The sequence below is a fragment of the Flavobacterium sp. YO64 genome, from assembly GCF_004119505.1.
Lineage (GTDB): Bacteria > Bacteroidota > Bacteroidia > Flavobacteriales > Flavobacteriaceae > Flavobacterium > Flavobacterium oncorhynchi.
Genome location: NZ_NRQV01000001.1, coordinates 14,431 through 32,885, shown reverse-complemented (window position 1 = coordinate 32,885; position 18,455 = coordinate 14,431). Strand labels below are relative to the sequence as shown.

The window sequence follows — 18,455 nt, the reverse complement described above, 5'->3', positions numbered from 1 at the left end:
TTCCAACTTTTTCTGTCTCAAATTTGGAATTTGGAATTTAATTATTGGAATTTAGTTTTTTATTTTCGGTAACTGTTTGAATAAAAATATCGTTTACACTTGGAATTTTTTCTACAAAGTGCGTTACTTGTCCACGTTGTGTCAGCACATTCAATAATTCGTTTGGAGCTGAATTTCCAATTTGGATATTTAATTTTAGATCGTCATTTAAAGACTTGAAATTCGCTGGCGAAACGGTAAATTTTTGTGTAATATCATACATCAAACCTTCGACATTGTCAGTCAAAATTCCAACTTCAAAACTATTGGTTTTAAACTGACGTTTTACGTCGCTTACTTTTCCTTCAATCAATTTATTTGATTTATGAATTAAAGCTATATGATCGCAAAGCTCTTCAACACTTTCCATTCTATGGGTCGAAAAAATAATAGTAGCTCCTTCTTCTTTCAGAGCCAAGATCTCGTCCTTAATAATATTGGCATTTACAGGATCAAACCCTGAAAAAGGTTCATCAAAAATCAGCAGTTTCGGTTTATGCAATACACAAACCACAAACTGAATTTTTTGTGCCATTCCTTTAGATAATTCTTGAATTTTCTTATTCCACCAGCCTTGAATACCTAAGCGATCAAACCAAAACTCAAGCTGCTGCTTTGCCTCAGCTTTAGAAAGTCCCTTCATTTGTGCCAGATACAAACACTGCTCTCCCACTTTCATCGAGCTGTACAAACCTCTTTCTTCGGGAAGATATCCTATAGTTTGAACGTGTTTTGGCTGTAATTTTTCGCCATCTAAAATTACTTCACCGCTGTCTGGCATTGTAATTTGATTGATGATTCTGATAAGAGAAGTTTTTCCAGCTCCATTAGGTCCTAAAAGTCCATATATACTGCCTTTTGGCACATTTAATGAAACTTCGTTAAGCGCTACATAATCGCCATATTGTTTTACGACTTTATGTACTTCGAGTAAGTTGCTCATTTTATTTTTTAGGTTTTCTTTCAGTGGCTTTTTTATTTTTGCCAACAGTCTGTAAAAGTAAATAATTCACACGGAATCTACATTATAATACGCAAAAAACCCATTCTATTTATGTTTAGAATGGGTTTTGATTTTATGTACATCTTCAAAAAAAGTGCGGCTTATGAGAACATGTCTTTTACTTTCTCGAAAAATGATTTCTCTGATTTTTCCGGGCTTGGTACAAAATGTTCATCATTTAGAGCTTTTTCAAAGAATTGTTTTTGCTCTTTATTTAATGTTTTTGGAGTCCAAACGTTTACGTGAACTAGTAAATCACCACTTCCGTAACCGTTTATACTTGGAATTCCTTTTCCTTTTAATCTTAAGATTTTTCCAGATTGAATTCCTTCTTCCAGTTTAATACGAACTTTTCCGTTAATTGCTTCGATGTCTTTTGAAGCTCCTAAAACAGCTTCTGGAAAACTAATGTATAAATCGTAATGAATGTTCTCGCCTTCGCGTTTCAAGAATTCGTGTTCTAACTCTTCAATGGCAACGATTAAATCTCCTGGAATACTATTTCCTGGCGCATCATTTCCTTTGTTAGAAACTTTCAACTGCATTCCGTCAACAACACCAGCTGGAATTTTGATAGAAACTGTTTCGTCTTCTACCACCATTCCTTGTGCATCTGCTTCAGAAGGTTTTTTATCTAAAATTTGACCTGAACCTCCACAAGTAGGACAAGTTGATGCTGACTGCATTCTTCCTAAAATGGTATTTGTAACACGCATAACCTGCCCTTGACCATTACAAGTCGTACAAGTTTTATACGTTACACCTTTGGCTTGAACTTTACGTTTTACTTTTACTTTTTTCTCTACACCATTTGCAATCTCTTCTAAAGTTAGTTTCACTTTAATTCGAAGATTACTTCCTTTAGCGCGACGAGGACCTCCGCCTCCGCCTCCGAAACCGCCAAATCCACCACCAAAAATATCACCAAACTGGCTGAAAATGTCATCCATATTCATACCGCCGTGACCACCGCCAAATCCGCCAGAACCATCAAATGCTTGATGTCCGTATTGGTCGTATTTTGCTTTTTTGTTAGGATCGCTTAATACTTCGTAAGCTTCTGCCGCTAATTTAAAGTTTTCTTCTGCCTCTTTGTCGCCTGGATTTTTATCCGGGTGATATTTCAACGCACTTTTTCTGTACGCTTTTTTTATTTCGGCAGCATCAGCACTCTTAGAAATGCCTAGTATTTCGTAAAAATCTTTTTTCATAATTTAGGTTAAATTCCAATACTACAAATTCCAAATTTCAATTTAAAAACTGATTTCTAGAATCTATTTGCATTTTAGTTTCCAACAACAACTTTAGGAAAACGAATAATCTTGTCTCCTAATTTGTATCCTTTTTCAATAACATCAACAATTTTGCCTTTTAATTTATCCGAAGGAGCTGGAATTTGAGTAATTGCTTCAGCAATATCTGCGTTAAAAGCATCACCTGCTTTAATCTCAACCTGCTCTAAACCTTTAGAAATTAAAGTATTTTTCAATTTTTCATGAATCAACTCAACTCCTTTTTTCAAATTTTCATCGTCAGATTTATTGATCTCTACAGTTGCTCTGTCAAAATCATCTAAAACAGGAAGCATTGCTTGCAAAACGTCTTGATTTGCCGTTTTGAATAAATCGATGCGCTCCTTTGAAGTTCTTTTTTTGTAATTTTCAAATTCGGCAAATAATCTCAAAAACTTATCTTTTTCTTTTGCCAAGTCTTGAGCCAATTGCTCTTCAACACTTAATTCTTCAACAATTAACTGCTCACCGTTGGCATTGTTCTCTAACGTTACATCATCTAATTCCTGATCGAATTCTGTATTTTCCGTAGTCATATTACTTTTATTTTTAAAAATATTTTTAAACTTCATTTTTTATTCTTTCTGTTGGATTGCAAAAGTACTGCCAAATCTTATAAAATGTCAAATTGTCACTTTATTAGTTATGAGAGTTTTAAAAACCGAATCCCTAAATTAAAATTTAGTATAATTTTAAGACTATTACGTTTTAGTTTATGTTAAATTTGAGTTCAAAATTGGAAACTAAATTATTACCTATCAAAATTGAATTTAAGGGTTGGCTTCGGCCTCATAAATAATTATTAATTCAAGTTTACCTTATATTAAAAAAAGCTTCGCCTTATAGAGAGACGAAGCTTTTTTTTTATGCTTTTTTGAGAAAAATTTACCGCAAAGAACGCTAAGATTTTTACTCTTGGCTTCAAAAAAAAAGTCCGCAAAGCTTTGTATTGATTTAGCTTTGCGAACTTTTTTGATAATATCTTAGATAAAATCCTTGTGTCCTTTACCGTAAAAAATATTGCACGGGCGGAGGGATTCGAACCCCCATCAACGGTTTTGGAGACCGCTATTCTACCCTTGAACTACGCCCGTAACTTAAGGTCGGCAAATTAAAAGTTTTTTTCTTTACCAGCAACTATTTTACGAAGAGATTTAAAAAGAAATTCCTTTTAATCCCAGCAATATAGAGCAAAACCCTCGCAAAACGACACATAACACTCTGTGCTCTTTACGGTTAAGTATTAACTCAGCAAAGCTTTTTTTAATCCTTCAAAATCTACAGAAATCTGCTCTCCTGTCACTAAATTTTTAAGTGCGTAAGAATTTGAAGCGATTTCTTGATCTCCTGCAATTACAGCAAACGGAATCAAACGCTTATCAGCATACTGAAACTGTTTACCCACTTTTACATTATCAGGATATAATTCTACTTTTATATTTTCTTTTCTTAATTTTTGAATGGCTTTTGAAGCATACAAAGCCTCATTATCTCCGTAATTAATAAACAATGCTTTTGAAGTTGCCGCAACGGTTTCTGGAAATAACTGCAGTTCTTCTAAAACCAAATAAATCCTATCTAATCCGAAAGAAATTCCAACACCACTCATATTTTTTAATCCAAAAATACCCGTCAAATCGTCGTATCTTCCGCCGCCGCCAATCGAACCCATTGAAACAGTTTTTGGTGCTGCAACTTCAAAAATAGCTCCAGTATAATAATTTAAACCGCGGGCAAGTGTCACATCAAGATCTAAAATTGCGGTAGACAAACCTAAAGTTGCCACATTGTCACAAATAAATTTAAGTTCCTCAACTCCTTTTGTTCCTTCTTCAGATGACGCTAATAATTCTGAAAGCTGTTTGATTTTATCTGCAAATGTCCCTGTAAAACTAAAAAGCGGCTGTACTTTTACCAACGCTTCTTCAGAAATACCTTTTTCGATCATTTCTTTCTTCACGCCGTCTTCACCAATTTTATCCAGTTTATCAAGAGCAACTGTAAAATCTATCAATTTATCAGAAGCACCAATAACTTCAGCAATTCCAGATAATATTTTTCTATTATTAATTTTAATAGTTACACCTTCTAATCCTAAAGAAGTAAAAACAGTGTCATATAATTGAACCAACTCTACTTCCTGCCAAAGTGACTTTGAGCCAACAACATCGGCATCACATTGATAGAATTCTCTGTAACGTCCTCTTTGCGGACGATCAGCTCTCCAAACAGGTTGAATTTGATATCTTTTAAAAGGGAATTCAATTTCATTTTGGTGCTGTACAACGTATCTTGCAAATGGAACTGTTAAATCGTAACGAAGTGCTTTTTCAGAAATTTTTCCTGTAAATTTATTCAGTTCGATTCTTTGATTAAGATCGATAGTTTCTGCTGAATTAACTTGTAGTGACGCTATAGATTCTGGTAATTCAATTTTATTTTTATTGAAGAAAAAATTCCCTGAATTCAATATTTTAAAAATCAAACGATCCCCTTCTTCTCCATATTTCCCCATTAAGGTATCTGAATTTTCGAACGAAGGTGTTTCAATGGGCTGAAAACCAAATTTTTCAAAATTATTTTTTATCGTCTGAATTATATATTGACGTTTTGACACCTCTGCAGGCGAAAAATCTCTTGTTCCTTGTGGAATGCTTGGTTTTGAAGCCATCTTTTTTATTTTAGATTGTTGATTTTAGATTTTAGATTTCTTTGAGATCTAAAATCTAAAAACTTTAAAATTAATTTATTTCTAGATTTTCTTTTTAGGTTGTTGGCTCATTAGACTTTCGACTTTATAACTTTCCAACTTTCGACTTAATTAAGTTTGCAAATATCTTACTTTTTAAAATAAATAATACGTGTTCGAAAACAAACTTGTAACAAAAACCGTATTTTCGTGACAAATTGGTCATGATGCTAAAATTATTTAAAGAAAATATCCGAATTGCTTTTGGTTCTATCAAAACACAATTATTGCGAACCATTCTTACTGTATTAATTATTGCTATCGGAATCACAGCATTGGTTGGAATTCTTACTGTTGTAACGGCACTCGAGAATACTGTTTCGACCAATTTCGCTTCAATGGGCGCTAACACATTCAACATCAAACAGTATGCAAATACGGTTCGAAATCGCGGCGGAAACGAACGTGAAGTTATTAATCCTATTATTTCTTATCCAGAAGCTGTTGCCTTCAAAAACAAATACAAATATCCTTTTACCGAAACTTCTCTTTCGTTTACTGCCACATCAAAAGCGGAGGTAAAATTTCAGGATACTAAAACTGATCCTGAAATTTCGATCATTGGAGTCGATGAACATTATATTTCTAATTCTGGTTTAGAGACAACTTTAGGCAGATCGTTTAATCAATTTGACATTGACAATAACACTTACACCTGCATAGTTGGTTCTGATTTTGAAAAAGGCTTACTGAAAGATGTTAACCCTATTGACAAAGTTATTTCTATTCGAGGCGCTCGTTTTAAGGTAATTGGAGTTTTAAAAGAAAAAGGATCTACTTTTGGAAACAGTCAAGATTTACGCGTTTTAATTCCTATTCAGGTGGCGCGATCTTTATTTACTGCCCCCAATATTAATTATACGATGAGTGTAATGGTTTCTAAAAAAGAGCTTTTAGATCAAGCCATTGATGATGCAACAAGTGTTATGCGCAGAGTTCGCAAATTAAGCCCGGTTAAAGATAATAATTTTGGGATTGGACGAAGCGATGATTTAATTAATAGAATTCTCGGAATCACCAAATATTTAGGTTGGGCTTCGTGGATTATAAGTATCATTACTATTCTAGGTTCATCAATCGCTTTGATGAATATTATGATTGTATCTGTAACTGAACGTACTCGTGAAATTGGGGTTAGAAAAGCGCTGGGTGCAACAAAAGTTACTATTTCGGTTCAATTTTTTATCGAAACCTTATTAATAGGACAAATTGGCGGTTTGGTTGGTATTGTTTTAGGAATCTTGGTAGGTTTTGCTTTTGCTGCCGCAATGAGTTTTGCATTTGTAATTCCGTGGATGGCAATTTTTGCTGCGTTTGCAACCAGTTTTATGGTTGCAATTGTTTCTGGTTTATATCCAGCAATTAAGGCTTCACAGCTAGATCCAATTGAAGCACTTCGATACGAATAAATTTAGGTGTTCAGTTCAATGAAGATTCATTAGAATGTTCTATTTACCGAACACTTAAATATTGCCTTTAATCATTCGATCATTATCATAAATATCTTTTCGTAATTCGATACTTTTAAAATTCATTTCCTCCAGTAAGTCCGTCATTTCTTTTCCAAGATATTGGTTAATTTCAAAATACAGCTGACCATTTTCTAAAAGGTTCTTTTTTGCTAAATCAGCAATTTTTCTATAAAAAATCAACGCATCGTTATCCTCAACAAAAAGCGCCAAGTGCGGCTCATAATCCAGAACGTTTTTCTTGATTTCTTCTTTTTCTAAATTGCGAACGTAAGGCGGATTGGAAACAATTATATCATAATTTGATTTCAAAATTTCTAATTCCAGAACATTCTTAAGCATAAAAATAATTTCAACTTTATTGCTTATTGCATTTCTCTTCGCAGTTTCAAGTGCTTTTTTCGAAACATCGATTGCATAAACTTCCGCATTTGGTAAATTTTTAGCCAGTGAAATAGCAATACAACCGCTTCCTGTTCCTATATCAAGAATTTTAATTTTCTTCTTTTTATCAATCGCTTTATTCTCGTTGATAACCCATTCAACCAACTCTTCGGTTTCTGGTCTTGGGATCAATACATTTTCGTTTACTTCAAACTCTAAACCATAAAAATGTGTTTTCCCAAGTAAATATTGAATTGGAACTTCTTTTTTTAATTCTTCCAATATCGAATTCCATACTGTAAAATCAGCTTCACTAAAAGTCAAATCATGATTTAATGCTAAATCTATTTGTCTTAATTTATGTTTATCTTCTAAAATCAAATAGAAAAAACTCTCCGCTTCATATGCATCATAAAAAGGCGATAATTCTTTTATAAATTGAGTCCGGTATTGTTTAATTTTCATTTTTATATCTCTGTTATTAGATAATCTTTTTAATTAGCAGTCAAACTGCACTGCTATTTCCGAAACTTTCTTCACTGAGTCTCCATTTTCGGCTTTTGAAGAAAGAAACAAAATTACTCGTTCTTCTTCGTAATTTCTATTTGCCCCAAAAACAAAATCAAGTTTTCCATCTCCGTCAATATCTCCTGCAAAAAGCAATTCTACAAAGGTGTCGTTAAACGACATTTCGGTCAACAGCAGTTTTTCTGGATTATTACCAACGGTCAAATACAGTTTATAATCTTCTACTTTCTTAAAAATCTCTATTTTATCATCGTCAGTACTTACTTGTTCCTCCGAAAGAACTTTTCCTTCTCCACGTAAAGTGTAATTAAGATTACCAAAAGTAAAACTCAACTTTTCTTTGGGCCAGATTTTATCTTCCTCAATTTTTATTGATTTTACTTTTCCTGTTTTCAATTCAGGATAATCCATCAATAGTAAAACTTTCTTTTTAGGCAAAATTGAAAGAAGAGAATCACCTGAACATTCGCTGTATCCTTTTTCAATTTTAAAATTAGATTTCCCTAAAAAATACTCGTCATTTTCCTGATACAACTCAATCCATTTATTATTTAAAGCTGTTACAGGATTTTGATTATCATAAGTTCGATAGTTTTGTGGTATCAGAATATTGAATTCATTTTTAAATTCCTCTTCCGATGTGGTAATTTTACTTTCGTCAGTTGTGATTACAGAGTCTTTTGCAATTACGTTATTCTTTACTGACTTTGCTTCTTTAGCATCTTTACAAGAAAATAAAATTGAAATCAAAAGAAAACCAAAAACACTTTTTTTCATAAACTTATAATTTTTTCAACATCCATACAGGGCAAGAATCGTGCCCAGTAGAACCCAATGGGGCATCTAAATATTCAAAACCTGATTTTTTATATAATTTTTGAGCAGCATGCATAAAAGGCATTGTTTCGATATAACATTTTTCAAAGCCAAAATTTCTTGCCTGCTCTAAACATTTTTCCATCATTATACTTCCTATTCCTAAACCGCGTGTTTCAGGCAAAAAATACATCTTTTGCAATTCACAAATCTTCGGATCGCTGTTTTCTAATGGAGCAATTCCCGCACAACCTAAAATTTTACCATCGTTTTCAACTACAAAATAAACCGAATTTGGCTTACTGTATTCTTCAAACATTAAATCCAAATAGGGATCTTCGTATGCGGTACCCACTTTTGGAATTTCCATTTCATCAAAAACAGATCTTATTAATTTCGCAACCGACTGATTGTCTTTATTTTCAATTTTTCTTATAATCCAATTATTCATTTTCCTTATATTATTCAATCCTATTGTAAATGTAAAATAGTTTTTTTGATCATTAATCGAATCCGAACCATTATTGAGACTAAACTCAAAAATAACTACTTTTGCAGGGTGAATATACATGAAAAATACATAAGACGCTGCATTGAACTAGCCAAAAATGGCCTCGGAACAACGTATCCAAACCCAATGGTTGGAAGTGTAATTGTTTATAATGATACAATTATTGGAGAAGGCTGGCACAAAAAAGCCGGCGAACCACATGCCGAAGTAAATGCAGTACGTTCTGTAAAAGACAAATCGCTTTTAAAGAAAGCTACAATTTATGTTAGTTTAGAACCTTGCAGCCATTTTGGAAAAACACCTCCATGCTGTGATTTAATTATTGAAAATAAAATTCCGAATGTTGTTGTAGGAACTGTTGATCCAAATGAAAAAGTAGCTGGAAACGGAATCAGAAAACTTGTTGAGGCGGGCGCTAATGTGGTAGTAGGTATTTTGGAAGATGAATGTAACGAACTCAACAAACGCTTTTTTACTTTTCATCAAAAAAAGAGACCATATATTATACTAAAATGGGCAGAAAGTCTGGACGGATATTTAGCTCCTGAAAAAGAAATTAATCAGGAACGCAAACCAGTTTGGATTACTAATAAATATTCTCGTCAATTAGTTCACAAATGGCGCAGTGAAGAACAGGCAATTCTAGTTGGCACACAAACTGTTATTGATGACAATCCTAAATTAAATGTTAGAGATTGGTCTGGAAACAATCCTGTTCGCGTGGTTTTAAATCAAAATAACCGAATTTCAAAAGACAGTTTTGTTTTTGATGACAGTGTAAAAACAATTGTTTTAACAAAATCAGAAAATACTATTTCGACTGAAAATACACTTTTTAAAAAGATTGATTTTAATAAAAATACGATTGAGAATATTTTATCGGTTTTACATCAACACCAAATTCAATCCATAATTATTGAAGGCGGGAAACAAACACTGCAATCTTTTATTGATAAAAACATTTGGGACGAAGCTAGAATTTTTATCGGAAAAAATACTTTTGAAAAAGGTACGAAAGCGCCAGAACTTAAAAAGAAGAATGAAGTAAAAACTTATATTCAGAACGACGAATTAATATATGTAAGAAATCATGATTGATACTATAATTTTTGACTTTGGTGATATTTTTATCAATCTAGACAAACAAGGAACTATTTCGGGATTACAGAAATTAGGATTAAAAGAATGGAATACTGATCTTGATCGTTTGAATCTATTATTTGAAACTGGAGATATTTCATATGATGATTTTGTAACTGGTTTTCAAAAACAGCTTCCAAATGCAAGCATTGAAGAAATTCTCGAAGCTTGGAATGCCGTTTTGGCTGATTTTCCCTCTTATAGATTAGACTTCTTAAAAGAGCTTTCAAAAAAGTATCGTTTGTTTTTATTAAGCAATACTGATTCTATTCATATTGCGACTTTCGAGAAAAAAAGCGGCGTACCATTTTATACTGATTTTTACAATTGTTTTGAAAAAGTTCATTTTTCATTCGAGATCAGAAAACGAAAACCAAATGCAAATTCATTTCAGCATTTAATTGACGAGCATAATTTAATACCTGAACAAACGTTATTTGTTGATGACAAAAAAGAAAACACAGATGCTGCAGCTACATTAGGTTTTCATATTTGGAATTTACAAGTTGGTCAAGAAGATGTTATCGATTTACTTAATAAAGGAATATTATAAAAATACTTAGTCACCAATTAATGTGATTAAAAGGATTAAAAAACACCGCCACGAATTACACAAATTTTCACTAATAAAATTCGCGAAAATTTGTGTAATTCGTGGCAAAAACTCAATTTAGAATTTTAATTTTGGAATACAGCGATACTTATCAAACCATAGCAATTGAATCTGAAGAAGTGCTTTTTAAAGAAAAAGGCAGCAAATTCTTTGGTTACGCTTTTCCTATAGAAAATGAGGAAGAAGTAAAACCAATAATTGAGAATTTAAGAAAACTTCATCCGCATGCTGTACATTACTGCTATGCGTATCAATTGGGCACAGCTCCAAAAATTTCCTACCGAGCAAATGATGATGGCGAACCGAGCAACACGGCTGGAGCGCCAATTTATGGACAAATACAATCTTTTGGTGTAACAAACGTTCTTATAGTTGTGGTTCGTATTTTTGGAGGTACTAAATTAGGTGTTGGAGGCTTAATAGCTGCTTATCGAACAACGGCGCAAATGACATTAGAAGTTTGTGAAATTGTTGAAAAAACAATTGACGTTCATTTTTTAATTTCGTTCGATTATAAAAACATGAACAAAGTAATGCGGGTTATAAAAGAAAAAAAACTCGAAATTACTTCTCAAGAAATGGAAATGGATGAAGATTCTGGACTTCCAATTGGCAAAATAATCACAAAAACGCGAAAAAAAAATGCCGAATCAGTATTCGACATTTTTGATTTAATGTTTGAAATCGATATTAAAATTATATAAATTAACATTAAAACACATCTCATTTTAACAATTATTCAAGTGTTTTAAATAATTCTAAAATGTAATTTGGAGGTGCAGTCGGACGACCCGATTTTAACGAAATAAATACTAAAATAAATACTGCTGTTGTTAATAACTCATTTGACTCATTATAAATTGCGCAGTCGAATTCAATCTTAACAGAAGACTGACTTTTGAAGGTAGTATGAATTGTTAAAAGCTCATCATAACGTGCCGATTTTTTGTAATTAATCTGCATCGAAACAATTGGCAGACCAATTCCGCTTTCTTCCATGCTGGCATACGAAATCCCTTTGTTTCTAAGCCATTCGACGCGTCCAATTTCAAAATAGGGTACATAATTTCCGTGATAAACAACCCCCATTTGGTCAGTTTCAGAGTAACGAACACGCACTTGCGTTTGATGATTTTTCATTATTTACAGATTAAAAAAAATTAACTTTTAAAAACGTCCTTACAACATTTTTTTATAAAATTAGACCCCAAAATATTTTTTTTTACAGAAATTTGTTCACATATTTGTTATCCCGAAATACGGAATAAAATTGCTCCTTTTTTATTAGGAGAATCTTTATCAATAATAAAAAAACTTATCTGAATTTATGACTAAAACTGCTCAATCGGTATGGGAAAACTGTTTGTCCTTTATAAAAGACAATATTCAAGATCAAGCTTATAAAACTTGGTTCGAACCAATCAAATCAGTTGAGCTAACCGACAACGCATTATATATTCAGGTACCAAGTAAGTTTTTCTACGAATGGCTCGAAGAGCATTACGTAAAATTATTGAAAGTTGCGCTTACCAAAGAACTAGGAAAAAACGCAAAGTTACTCTATAAAATTAAAATGGAGAACACTTATGGAAATAAACAGCCTTTTACCGAGCAGCTGCCAAGTTCCAACAGAGTGCCAATGAAACCGCAAGAGGTTGATGCTCCGTTTAAAAACTTAAATCCAGAGCTTAAAAATCCTTTTGTAATTCCGGGAATTAGAAATTTAAAAATTGAATCTCAATTAAACCCTAATTACAGCTTTGATAATTTCCTTGAAGGAGACTCAAACCGTTTAGCTCGTTCTGCAGGTATGGCTGTTGCCAACAAACCTGGAGGAACTTCATTTAATCCATTGTTGATTTTTGGAGGAGTTGGTTTAGGAAAAACACACTTAGCACATGCTATAGGTGTAGAAGTAAAAGATAAATATCCAGAAAAAACGGTTTTATATATTTCTGCCGAGATTTTCACACAACAATATATTGATTCGGTTAAAAAGAATAATCGTAATGATTTTATTCACTTTTACCAATTAATCGATGTTTTGATTATTGATGACGTTCAGTTTTTATCAGGAAAATCAGGAACTCAGGATGTATTTTTCCATATTTTCAACTACCTGCACCAAAACGGAAAACAGGTAATTTTAACTTCGGATAAAGCTCCTGTTGATATGCAAGATATTGAACAGCGTTTATTATCTCGTTTTAAATGGGGACTATCTGCAGAATTGCATCAGCCTGATTACGAAACTCGTATCTCAATCTTAAAAAACATTTTATATCGTGATGGAGTTGAAATGCCAGAAGATATTATTGAGTATGTTGCTCGTAACATTAAATCTAATGTTAGAGAATTAGAAGGCGCGATCATTTCGTTAATCGCTCAATCTTCTTTCAACAAAAAAGAAGTTACTATTGAGTTGGCAAAAAGTGTTGTTGAGAAATTTGTTAAAAACGTTAAGAGAGAAATCTCTATCGATTATATTCAAAAAATTGTATCTGACTATTTTCAACTTGACATTGAAACACTTCAATCTAAAACACGAAAGAGGCACGTTGTTCAAGCGAGGCAGTTGGCTATGTTTTTTGCAAAAAAATTCACCAAAGCTTCTTTGGCAAACATTGGTTCACAAATTGGAGACCGAGATCATGCCACTGTTTTACACGCCTGCAAAACTGTTGACAATTTAGTTTCTACAGACAAACAATTCAAAAAATTTGTCGAAGACATCAACAAAAAACTAACGCTATAAACGCGAATCATGCCAGTAAAAATTTTAATGGTTTGTTTAGGAAATATTTGCAGATCTCCTTTAGCAGAAGGAATACTAGCTTCAAAATTACCTAATGATAGATTCATCGTTGATTCTGCTGGAACAGGATCATGGCATATAGGTCACGCGCCAGATAAACGCTCTATTGCTGCGGCTAAAAAAAACGGCTTATGTATTGACAATCAAAAAGGAAGACAATTTAAAACTTCTGATTTTGATGAATTTGATTATATCTATGTAATGGATAATTCAAATTTACGTGACGTCCTTCATCTTGCCAAAACTCCCGAACACAAAAACAAAGTTCATCTTATTCTGAATGAATTATTTCCAGATGAAAATGTAGATGTTCCAGATCCTTATTACGGAGCTGTAAACGGATTTGATAATGTTTATCAAATGTTGGACGAAGCATCTGAAATAATTGCCCAAAAACTTATCAAAAAACATTCATAATTTAATTTGTATTTTAGTTATTCATAAATAATTAAAATACATTTTTTGTTTTAAACTATAAAATATCACAAAATGAAACTTCTAGGAAAACTATATTTAATTCCAACTACAATGGGCGAAAGCGATCCGATGGATGTTTTGCCGCAAACCGTTAGAAGAAGTATCGAACTTATAGATCACTATATTGTCGAAAATGACAAAACTGCTAGAAAATCAATAAAAGCAGTTTATCCTGAAAAAAAACAATCAGAATTGGTTCTTTTCACTCTTAATAAACGAACGGAACCAAGCGAACATTTAGACTTTATCAAACCTTTACTAGAGGGAAAAAATATGGGTTTAATGAGTGAAGCGGGCTGCCCAGGCGTTGCTGATCCTGGTGCTGTTATTGTAAAATTAGCGCATGAAAAAGGAATTCAAGTAGTCCCATTAGTTGGCCCCTCTTCTATCCTATTAGCCATGATGGCTTCTGGAATGAATGGTCAAAGCTTTACTTTCAATGGCTATTTACCAATTGACAAAGACGAAAAAAAATCAGCATTGAGACATTTTGAAAAATTATCTCAGGATAAAAACCAATCGCAGATTTTTATTGAAACTCCTTACAGAAATAATAAATTAGTTGAAGATCTTGTACAGATTTTAAATCCATCAACACATTTATGTATTGCAACAGATATTACTTTACCAACAGAATTTATTAAAACAATGAAAATTTCTGACTGGAAAAAATTAAAAGTAGATTTACATAATCGACCGACAATTTTTATTATTCATAAAATGTAAATTTAAAAGTTCTTGCAATGAAAAAGCTTTTAATCCTGATTTTGCTATGCTGCCTGCAGACTGTGTTTTCTCAAAACACTAAACAAGTTTCTAAAACAAAAGCTTCAGAAACAAAAAAAGCAGAACCTGTTATAGTTGAAGATAAAGATCTTTATTTCGATTCACATTTAATTATTGACGAAAACGTTCCGACGAATAGCGATAAAACAATTTACAATACCGCAGGAATAGACGTTAAACCAATCTTTCCGGGAGGTTTTGAGAAATTCTATAAATTTGTAGAAAATAATTTCAAAAATCCTGATGAAGGTATTGACTTCAAAGGAAAAAAAATCTACGTAACTTTTATAGTTGAGCAAGATGGCGCATTAACTGATATAAAAATCCTTAGAGATGCAGGCTTCAATACAGGAGCTGAAGCAATTCGAGTTTTGAAAAAATGCCCTAAATGGTCTCCTGGAGAAAAAGATGGTAAGAAAGTTAGAGTTTTATATTCACTTCCAATAACTTTAAAATAGTTAAACTTATCATGAGTAAACTTCCAAACGTAACTACCAGCATTTTCACGGTAATGTCAAAAATGGCAGCCGAATACAATGCTATTAATCTTTCGCAAGGATTTCCAAATTTTCCTGTTGATGAAAGATTAACAGATATAGCAGCAAGATTATCAAAAGAAAACGTACATCAATATACGCCAATGGCAGGTTATCCGCCATTGATGAACAAAATTGCCAAGCTGACTCAGAGTTCATACAATAGAACTATTAATCCCGAATTAGAACTTTTGATTACTGCTGGCGCAACACAGGGAATTTTTACATCGATTTTGGCTTTGGTTAAAGAAAATGATGAAGTAATTATTCTTGATCCAAGTTATGATTCGTACGAATCTCCAGTTTTACTCTGTAATGCAAAACCTGTTCGTGTGGCGCTAAACAATGATTACACTCCAAATTGGGAGACAATCGAAAAAGCGTGTTCTCAGAAAAGTCGAATGATTATTATTAATAATCCGCATAATCCAACAGGAAAAATATTAACTGAAACTGATTTTGATCAACTAGAAAAAATACTTTCAAAATATCCAGATCTTTTGGTTTTATCTGATGAAGTTTACGAATACATTACTTTTGAAGAAAAACACATTTCGGCACATACAAAACACTTCCTTTTAGATCGTTGTATTATGGTTTCCTCTTTTGGAAAATCATTTCATATTACGGGTTGGAAAATTGGTTACACTATTGCTCCGGAACATTTAATGACAGAAATCAAAAAAGTACATCAGTTTTTGGTTTTTAGTGTAAACAGTATTTCTCAAGCTGCAATCAGCGAATATTTAGACGTTGTTGATGTAAATTTACTTGGAAAATTCTATCAAGAAAAAAGAGATTATTTCCAGAAACTGCTTCAAAACAGCCGTTTCGAATTGAAACCATGTGAAGGAACTTACTTTCAGGTTGCTTCTTATGCTGCTATTTCTAATGAAGATGATGTAACTTTCTGCAAAAATCTAATTATTAATCATGGCGTTGCTGCGATTCCTATTTCAACTTTCTACTCTGATCATAAAGACCAGAAATTAATTCGTTTTTGCTTTGCTAAAGACAATTTCACACTAGAAGCTGCCGCAAAAAAACTATGCGAAATATAAAGTTTATCAAAATTTTACAACTTTATTATGCGTGCATCCTATTTTTTTAATTAATATTGTAAAAAAAGAAAAGTATGAGCTATACAGATAAAATGTTACGTGATGACGCTTTAAAAGGAAAAGTTATCGTTGTTACAGGCGGCGGAAGCGGTTTAGGAAAAGCTATGACAAAATATTTTCTAGAATTAGGCGCTCAAGTCGCTATAACTTCTAGAGATTTAGAAAAGCTAAAAACTACTGCGGCGGAACTTGAAAATGAAACTGGCGGAAAATGTTTACCTCTTCAATGTGATGTTCGTCATTATGAAGAAGTAGAAAACATGCTTCAAGAAACCTTAAAGGTATTTGGAAAAGTAGATGTTCTTCTGAACAATGCAGCTGGAAATTTTATTTCTCCAACAGAGCGTTTGTCAGCAAATGCATTTGACACTGTTATAGACATTGTACTTAAAGGTTCTAAAAACTGCACATTGGCTTTTGGAAAACACTGGATTGACACTAAACAAACATCGGCAACGATTTTAAATATTGTTACCACTTATGCGTGGACAGGTTCTGCCTATGTGGTGCCAAGTGCTACTGCAAAAGCTGGAGTTTTGGCTATGACAAGAAGTCTTGCTGTAGAATGGGCAAAATACGGAATTCGTTCGAACGCTATTGCGCCAGGACCATTCCCAACAAAAGGAGCTTGGGACAGATTATTACCCGGAGATCTTTCTGAGAAATTCGATATGGCAAAAAAAGTGCCTTTGAAACGAGTTGGAGATCACCAAGAATTAGCCAATTTGGCGGCTTATTTAGTATCTGATTTTTCAGCTTATGTAAATGGAGATGTTATCACAATCGACGGAGGTGAATGGCTTAAAGGCGCAGGGCAATTCAATTTATTAGAAGCAATCCCAGAAGAGCTTTGGGATCAGCTTGAAATGATGATAAAAGCAAAAAAGAATAAATAATTTTACGTGCTTACTAAATTCAGAATATTTTATTAAAACTATACTGATTGCGCGAAATCCCGAAGGTTTACTTTCGGGATTTTTTTTATATTTTTCACCATATAAGTGATATTAGTTCAATGAAGTAATAAATTGTTTGAATATTCTACTTGCTTAAATTTACTTACATTAGTTATATGGTTAAATACATTAATATGCTTACACAATTCACTTAAATTATTATTTTTGCCAAACAAATAACAAACAAAAATTTTATGCTCATTATTGGACTTGCAGGAGGAACAGGAAGTGGAAAAACAACAGTTGTACACCAAATCATGACCGAATTACCCGACACTGAAGTTGGTGTAATTTCTCAAGATTCGTATTACAAACAAACCGATAATTTATCTTTTGATGAAAGAGCATTAATTAACTTTGATCATCCAAGATCTATCGATTTTGAACTTTTAGTAAAACATCTAAAAGCTCTAAAATCAGGCGAAACTATCGATCAACCTGTTTATTCTTTCATACAACACAACAGGACAGATGATACCGTGTCAACACACCCTAGAAAAGTAATGATCGTTGAAGGAATTTTAATTTTAACGAATCCAGAATTACGTGAACTTTGCGATATCAAAATTTTCGTTCATGCCGATTCTGATGAAAGATTAGTTCGTCGTTTAAAAAGAGATATTTCAGAAAGAGGACGTGATATCGACGAGGTTTTAAACCGTTATCAAAACACATTAAAACCTATGCACGAGCAATTTATAGAACCATCTAAGGCTTTTGCTGATATTATTATACCTAATGACAAATACAATACTGTAGCAATTGATGTAGTTCGCGCTGTAATTAATCAGAGAATTTCATAATTTTTATTGTAAATTTAAACCATTAAAAAATGATCTGATCCTGATGTAATCGGGATCAGTATAATAGGTAATGAAAAGTAAAATGAAAAATCCTTATAAAGACAAAAAATGGTTTAAACTCCTAGGCAATAAGTATGTTTGGGTACTTCTCTTTTTTGTTATCTGGATGCTGTTTCTAGACAATTATTCCTATTTTGATCATCGTTTTTTAGACCAGCAGGTCAACGAGCTGCAAGACAATAAAAAATACTATCAGGACGAAATAAAGAAAGATCAAGAACAGATCAAGCAGTTAAAAAATCCTGAACAAATAGAAAAATACGCTCGCGAAAAGTATTTTATGAAAAAAGACAGCGAAGATATTTACATCATTCAATTCGAAGGAGATACTATTCCAGATAAAGAATAATCAGAAAA

General features: G+C 32.7%; 20 protein-coding genes and 1 tRNA gene. 12 read left to right on the top strand and 9 right to left on the bottom strand.

Annotated elements, in window-relative coordinates:
- Positions 1 to 37: 37 nt before the first annotated feature.
- From BOW57_RS00165 to hisS, 5 genes are all read right to left on the bottom strand, one after another.
- Entirely contained in the window at positions 38 to 982 is a 945-nt protein-coding gene (locus tag BOW57_RS00165) for an ABC transporter ATP-binding protein (RefSeq protein ID WP_089053086.1), read from the bottom strand.
- A 161-nt stretch (positions 983 to 1,143) separates the two neighbouring features.
- Positions 1,144 to 2,253, bottom strand: a complete 1,110-nt coding sequence (gene dnaJ, locus BOW57_RS00160) for a molecular chaperone DnaJ (protein WP_089052880.1) — start codon at positions 2,251 to 2,253, stop codon at positions 1,144 to 1,146.
- A 74-nt stretch (positions 2,254 to 2,327) separates the two neighbouring features.
- The gene (locus tag BOW57_RS00155; protein ID WP_089052879.1) at positions 2,328 to 2,906 is read right to left on the bottom strand and encodes a nucleotide exchange factor GrpE; all 579 of its coding nucleotides are present in this window, start codon (positions 2,904 to 2,906) and stop codon (positions 2,328 to 2,330) included.
- A gap of 451 nt (positions 2,907 to 3,357) precedes the next feature.
- Positions 3,358 to 3,428: transfer RNA gene (locus tag BOW57_RS00150), tRNA-Trp, on the bottom strand.
- Between the two features lie 149 nt (positions 3,429 to 3,577).
- A complete protein-coding gene (hisS, locus tag BOW57_RS00145; protein ID WP_129052615.1) occupies positions 3,578 to 5,005 on the bottom strand; it encodes a histidine--tRNA ligase in 1,428 nt (475 codons plus the stop codon).
- 242 nt (positions 5,006 to 5,247) lie between these two features.
- On the opposite strand from hisS, the gene BOW57_RS00140 reads away from it, so the two are divergent.
- Positions 5,248 to 6,492 (top strand): ABC transporter permease, encoded by a 1,245-nt coding sequence (locus tag BOW57_RS00140; RefSeq protein ID WP_129052614.1) that lies wholly within the window; start codon positions 5,248 to 5,250, stop codon positions 6,490 to 6,492.
- 54 nt (positions 6,493 to 6,546) lie between these two features.
- Here the strand turns inward: BOW57_RS00140 and prmC are convergent, their stop codons facing one another.
- From prmC to BOW57_RS00125, 3 genes are read right to left on the bottom strand one after another with little or no spacing between them, the layout of a single operon-like run.
- On the bottom strand, positions 6,547 to 7,401 hold the full coding sequence (gene prmC / locus BOW57_RS00135; RefSeq protein ID WP_129052613.1) for a peptide chain release factor N(5)-glutamine methyltransferase: 855 nt from the start codon (positions 7,399 to 7,401) through the stop codon (positions 6,547 to 6,549).
- Between the two features lie 33 nt (positions 7,402 to 7,434).
- A complete protein-coding gene (locus tag BOW57_RS00130; protein WP_129052612.1) occupies positions 7,435 to 8,241 on the bottom strand; it encodes a hypothetical protein in 807 nt (268 codons plus the stop codon).
- A 4-nt stretch (positions 8,242 to 8,245) separates the two neighbouring features.
- The gene (locus BOW57_RS00125) at positions 8,246 to 8,731 is read right to left on the bottom strand and encodes a GNAT family N-acetyltransferase (protein WP_089052874.1); all 486 of its coding nucleotides are present in this window, start codon (positions 8,729 to 8,731) and stop codon (positions 8,246 to 8,248) included.
- A gap of 108 nt (positions 8,732 to 8,839) precedes the next feature.
- Here BOW57_RS00125 and ribD point away from each other — a divergent pair, with 108 nt between their 5' ends.
- From ribD to BOW57_RS00110, 3 genes are all read left to right on the top strand, one after another.
- Positions 8,840 to 9,889, top strand: coding sequence for a bifunctional diaminohydroxyphosphoribosylaminopyrimidine deaminase/5-amino-6-(5-phosphoribosylamino)uracil reductase RibD (ribD, locus tag BOW57_RS00120; protein ID WP_129052611.1), 1,050 nt, complete (start codon positions 8,840 to 8,842; stop codon positions 9,887 to 9,889).
- Positions 9,882 to 10,484, top strand: a complete 603-nt coding sequence (locus BOW57_RS00115; RefSeq protein WP_129052610.1) for an HAD family phosphatase — start codon at positions 9,882 to 9,884, stop codon at positions 10,482 to 10,484. The genes ribD and BOW57_RS00115 overlap by 8 nt, the downstream gene beginning before the upstream one ends.
- Positions 10,485 to 10,615: 131 nt before the next feature.
- Positions 10,616 to 11,248: a YigZ family protein gene (locus BOW57_RS00110; protein WP_089053085.1), complete on the top strand. Its 633-nt coding sequence runs from the start codon at positions 10,616 to 10,618 to the stop codon at positions 11,246 to 11,248.
- 31 nt (positions 11,249 to 11,279) lie between these two features.
- Here BOW57_RS00110 and BOW57_RS00105 read toward each other — a convergent pair whose 3' ends face one another.
- The gene (locus tag BOW57_RS00105) at positions 11,280 to 11,684 is read right to left on the bottom strand and encodes a thioesterase family protein (protein WP_089052871.1); all 405 of its coding nucleotides are present in this window, start codon (positions 11,682 to 11,684) and stop codon (positions 11,280 to 11,282) included.
- Positions 11,685 to 11,871: 187 nt separating this feature from the next.
- On the opposite strand from BOW57_RS00105, the gene dnaA reads away from it, so the two are divergent.
- From dnaA to BOW57_RS00065, 8 genes are all read left to right on the top strand, one after another.
- A complete protein-coding gene (gene dnaA / locus BOW57_RS00100) occupies positions 11,872 to 13,299 on the top strand; it encodes a chromosomal replication initiator protein DnaA (RefSeq protein WP_065451227.1) in 1,428 nt (475 codons plus the stop codon).
- A 9-nt stretch (positions 13,300 to 13,308) separates the two neighbouring features.
- Positions 13,309 to 13,776: a low molecular weight protein-tyrosine-phosphatase gene (locus BOW57_RS00095; RefSeq protein WP_129052609.1), complete on the top strand. Its 468-nt coding sequence runs from the start codon at positions 13,309 to 13,311 to the stop codon at positions 13,774 to 13,776.
- 72 nt (positions 13,777 to 13,848) lie between these two features.
- The gene (locus tag BOW57_RS00090) at positions 13,849 to 14,562 is read left to right on the top strand and encodes an SAM-dependent methyltransferase (protein ID WP_129052608.1); all 714 of its coding nucleotides are present in this window, start codon (positions 13,849 to 13,851) and stop codon (positions 14,560 to 14,562) included.
- 17 nt (positions 14,563 to 14,579) lie between these two features.
- The gene (locus BOW57_RS00085) at positions 14,580 to 15,080 is read left to right on the top strand and encodes an energy transducer TonB (RefSeq protein ID WP_129052607.1); all 501 of its coding nucleotides are present in this window, start codon (positions 14,580 to 14,582) and stop codon (positions 15,078 to 15,080) included.
- 11 nt (positions 15,081 to 15,091) lie between these two features.
- On the top strand, positions 15,092 to 16,219 hold the full coding sequence (locus tag BOW57_RS00080; protein WP_129052606.1) for a methionine aminotransferase: 1,128 nt from the start codon (positions 15,092 to 15,094) through the stop codon (positions 16,217 to 16,219).
- A gap of 74 nt (positions 16,220 to 16,293) precedes the next feature.
- Positions 16,294 to 17,175 (top strand): SDR family oxidoreductase, encoded by an 882-nt coding sequence (locus BOW57_RS00075; protein WP_164973650.1) that lies wholly within the window; start codon positions 16,294 to 16,296, stop codon positions 17,173 to 17,175.
- Between the two features lie 254 nt (positions 17,176 to 17,429).
- Positions 17,430 to 18,038: a uridine kinase gene (gene udk, locus BOW57_RS00070; protein ID WP_089052866.1), complete on the top strand. Its 609-nt coding sequence runs from the start codon at positions 17,430 to 17,432 to the stop codon at positions 18,036 to 18,038.
- A gap of 82 nt (positions 18,039 to 18,120) precedes the next feature.
- Positions 18,121 to 18,447 carry a septum formation initiator family protein gene (locus BOW57_RS00065; protein WP_089053084.1) on the top strand — a complete coding sequence of 109 codons (327 nt, stop codon included), beginning with the start codon at positions 18,121 to 18,123 and terminating at the stop codon, positions 18,445 to 18,447.
- Positions 18,448 to 18,455 lie beyond the last annotated feature (8 nt).

Excerpts from the sequence above, each read along its gene's own strand:
- BOW57_RS00165 (WP_089053086.1), bottom strand. The coding sequence starts at position 982 with ATGAGCAACTTACTCGAAGTACATAAAGTCGTAAAACAATATGGCGAT.
- dnaJ (WP_089052880.1), bottom strand. The coding sequence starts at position 2,253 with ATGAAAAAAGATTTTTACGAAATACTAGGCATTTCTAAGAGTGCTGAT.
- BOW57_RS00155 (WP_089052879.1), bottom strand. The coding sequence starts at position 2,906 with ATGAAGTTTAAAAATATTTTTAAAAATAAAAGTAATATGACTACGGAA.
- hisS (WP_129052615.1), bottom strand. The coding sequence starts at position 5,005 with ATGGCTTCAAAACCAAGCATTCCACAAGGAACAAGAGATTTTTCGCCT.
- BOW57_RS00140 (WP_129052614.1), top strand. The coding sequence starts at position 5,248 with ATGATGCTAAAATTATTTAAAGAAAATATCCGAATTGCTTTTGGTTCT.
- prmC (WP_129052613.1), bottom strand. The coding sequence starts at position 7,401 with ATGAAAATTAAACAATACCGGACTCAATTTATAAAAGAATTATCGCCT.
- BOW57_RS00130 (WP_129052612.1), bottom strand. The coding sequence starts at position 8,241 with ATGAAAAAAAGTGTTTTTGGTTTTCTTTTGATTTCAATTTTATTTTCT.
- BOW57_RS00125 (WP_089052874.1), bottom strand. The coding sequence starts at position 8,731 with ATGAATAATTGGATTATAAGAAAAATTGAAAATAAAGACAATCAGTCG.
- BOW57_RS00115 (WP_129052610.1), top strand. The coding sequence starts at position 9,882 with ATGATTGATACTATAATTTTTGACTTTGGTGATATTTTTATCAATCTA.
- BOW57_RS00105 (WP_089052871.1), bottom strand. The coding sequence starts at position 11,684 with ATGAAAAATCATCAAACGCAAGTGCGTGTTCGTTACTCTGAAACTGAC.
- dnaA (WP_065451227.1), top strand. The coding sequence starts at position 11,872 with ATGACTAAAACTGCTCAATCGGTATGGGAAAACTGTTTGTCCTTTATA.
- BOW57_RS00095 (WP_129052609.1), top strand. The coding sequence starts at position 13,309 with ATGCCAGTAAAAATTTTAATGGTTTGTTTAGGAAATATTTGCAGATCT.
- BOW57_RS00090 (WP_129052608.1), top strand. The coding sequence starts at position 13,849 with ATGAAACTTCTAGGAAAACTATATTTAATTCCAACTACAATGGGCGAA.
- BOW57_RS00085 (WP_129052607.1), top strand. The coding sequence starts at position 14,580 with ATGAAAAAGCTTTTAATCCTGATTTTGCTATGCTGCCTGCAGACTGTG.
- BOW57_RS00080 (WP_129052606.1), top strand. The coding sequence starts at position 15,092 with ATGAGTAAACTTCCAAACGTAACTACCAGCATTTTCACGGTAATGTCA.
- BOW57_RS00075 (WP_164973650.1), top strand. The coding sequence starts at position 16,294 with ATGAGCTATACAGATAAAATGTTACGTGATGACGCTTTAAAAGGAAAA.
- udk (WP_089052866.1), top strand. The coding sequence starts at position 17,430 with ATGCTCATTATTGGACTTGCAGGAGGAACAGGAAGTGGAAAAACAACA.
- BOW57_RS00065 (WP_089053084.1), top strand. The coding sequence starts at position 18,121 with ATGAAAAATCCTTATAAAGACAAAAAATGGTTTAAACTCCTAGGCAAT.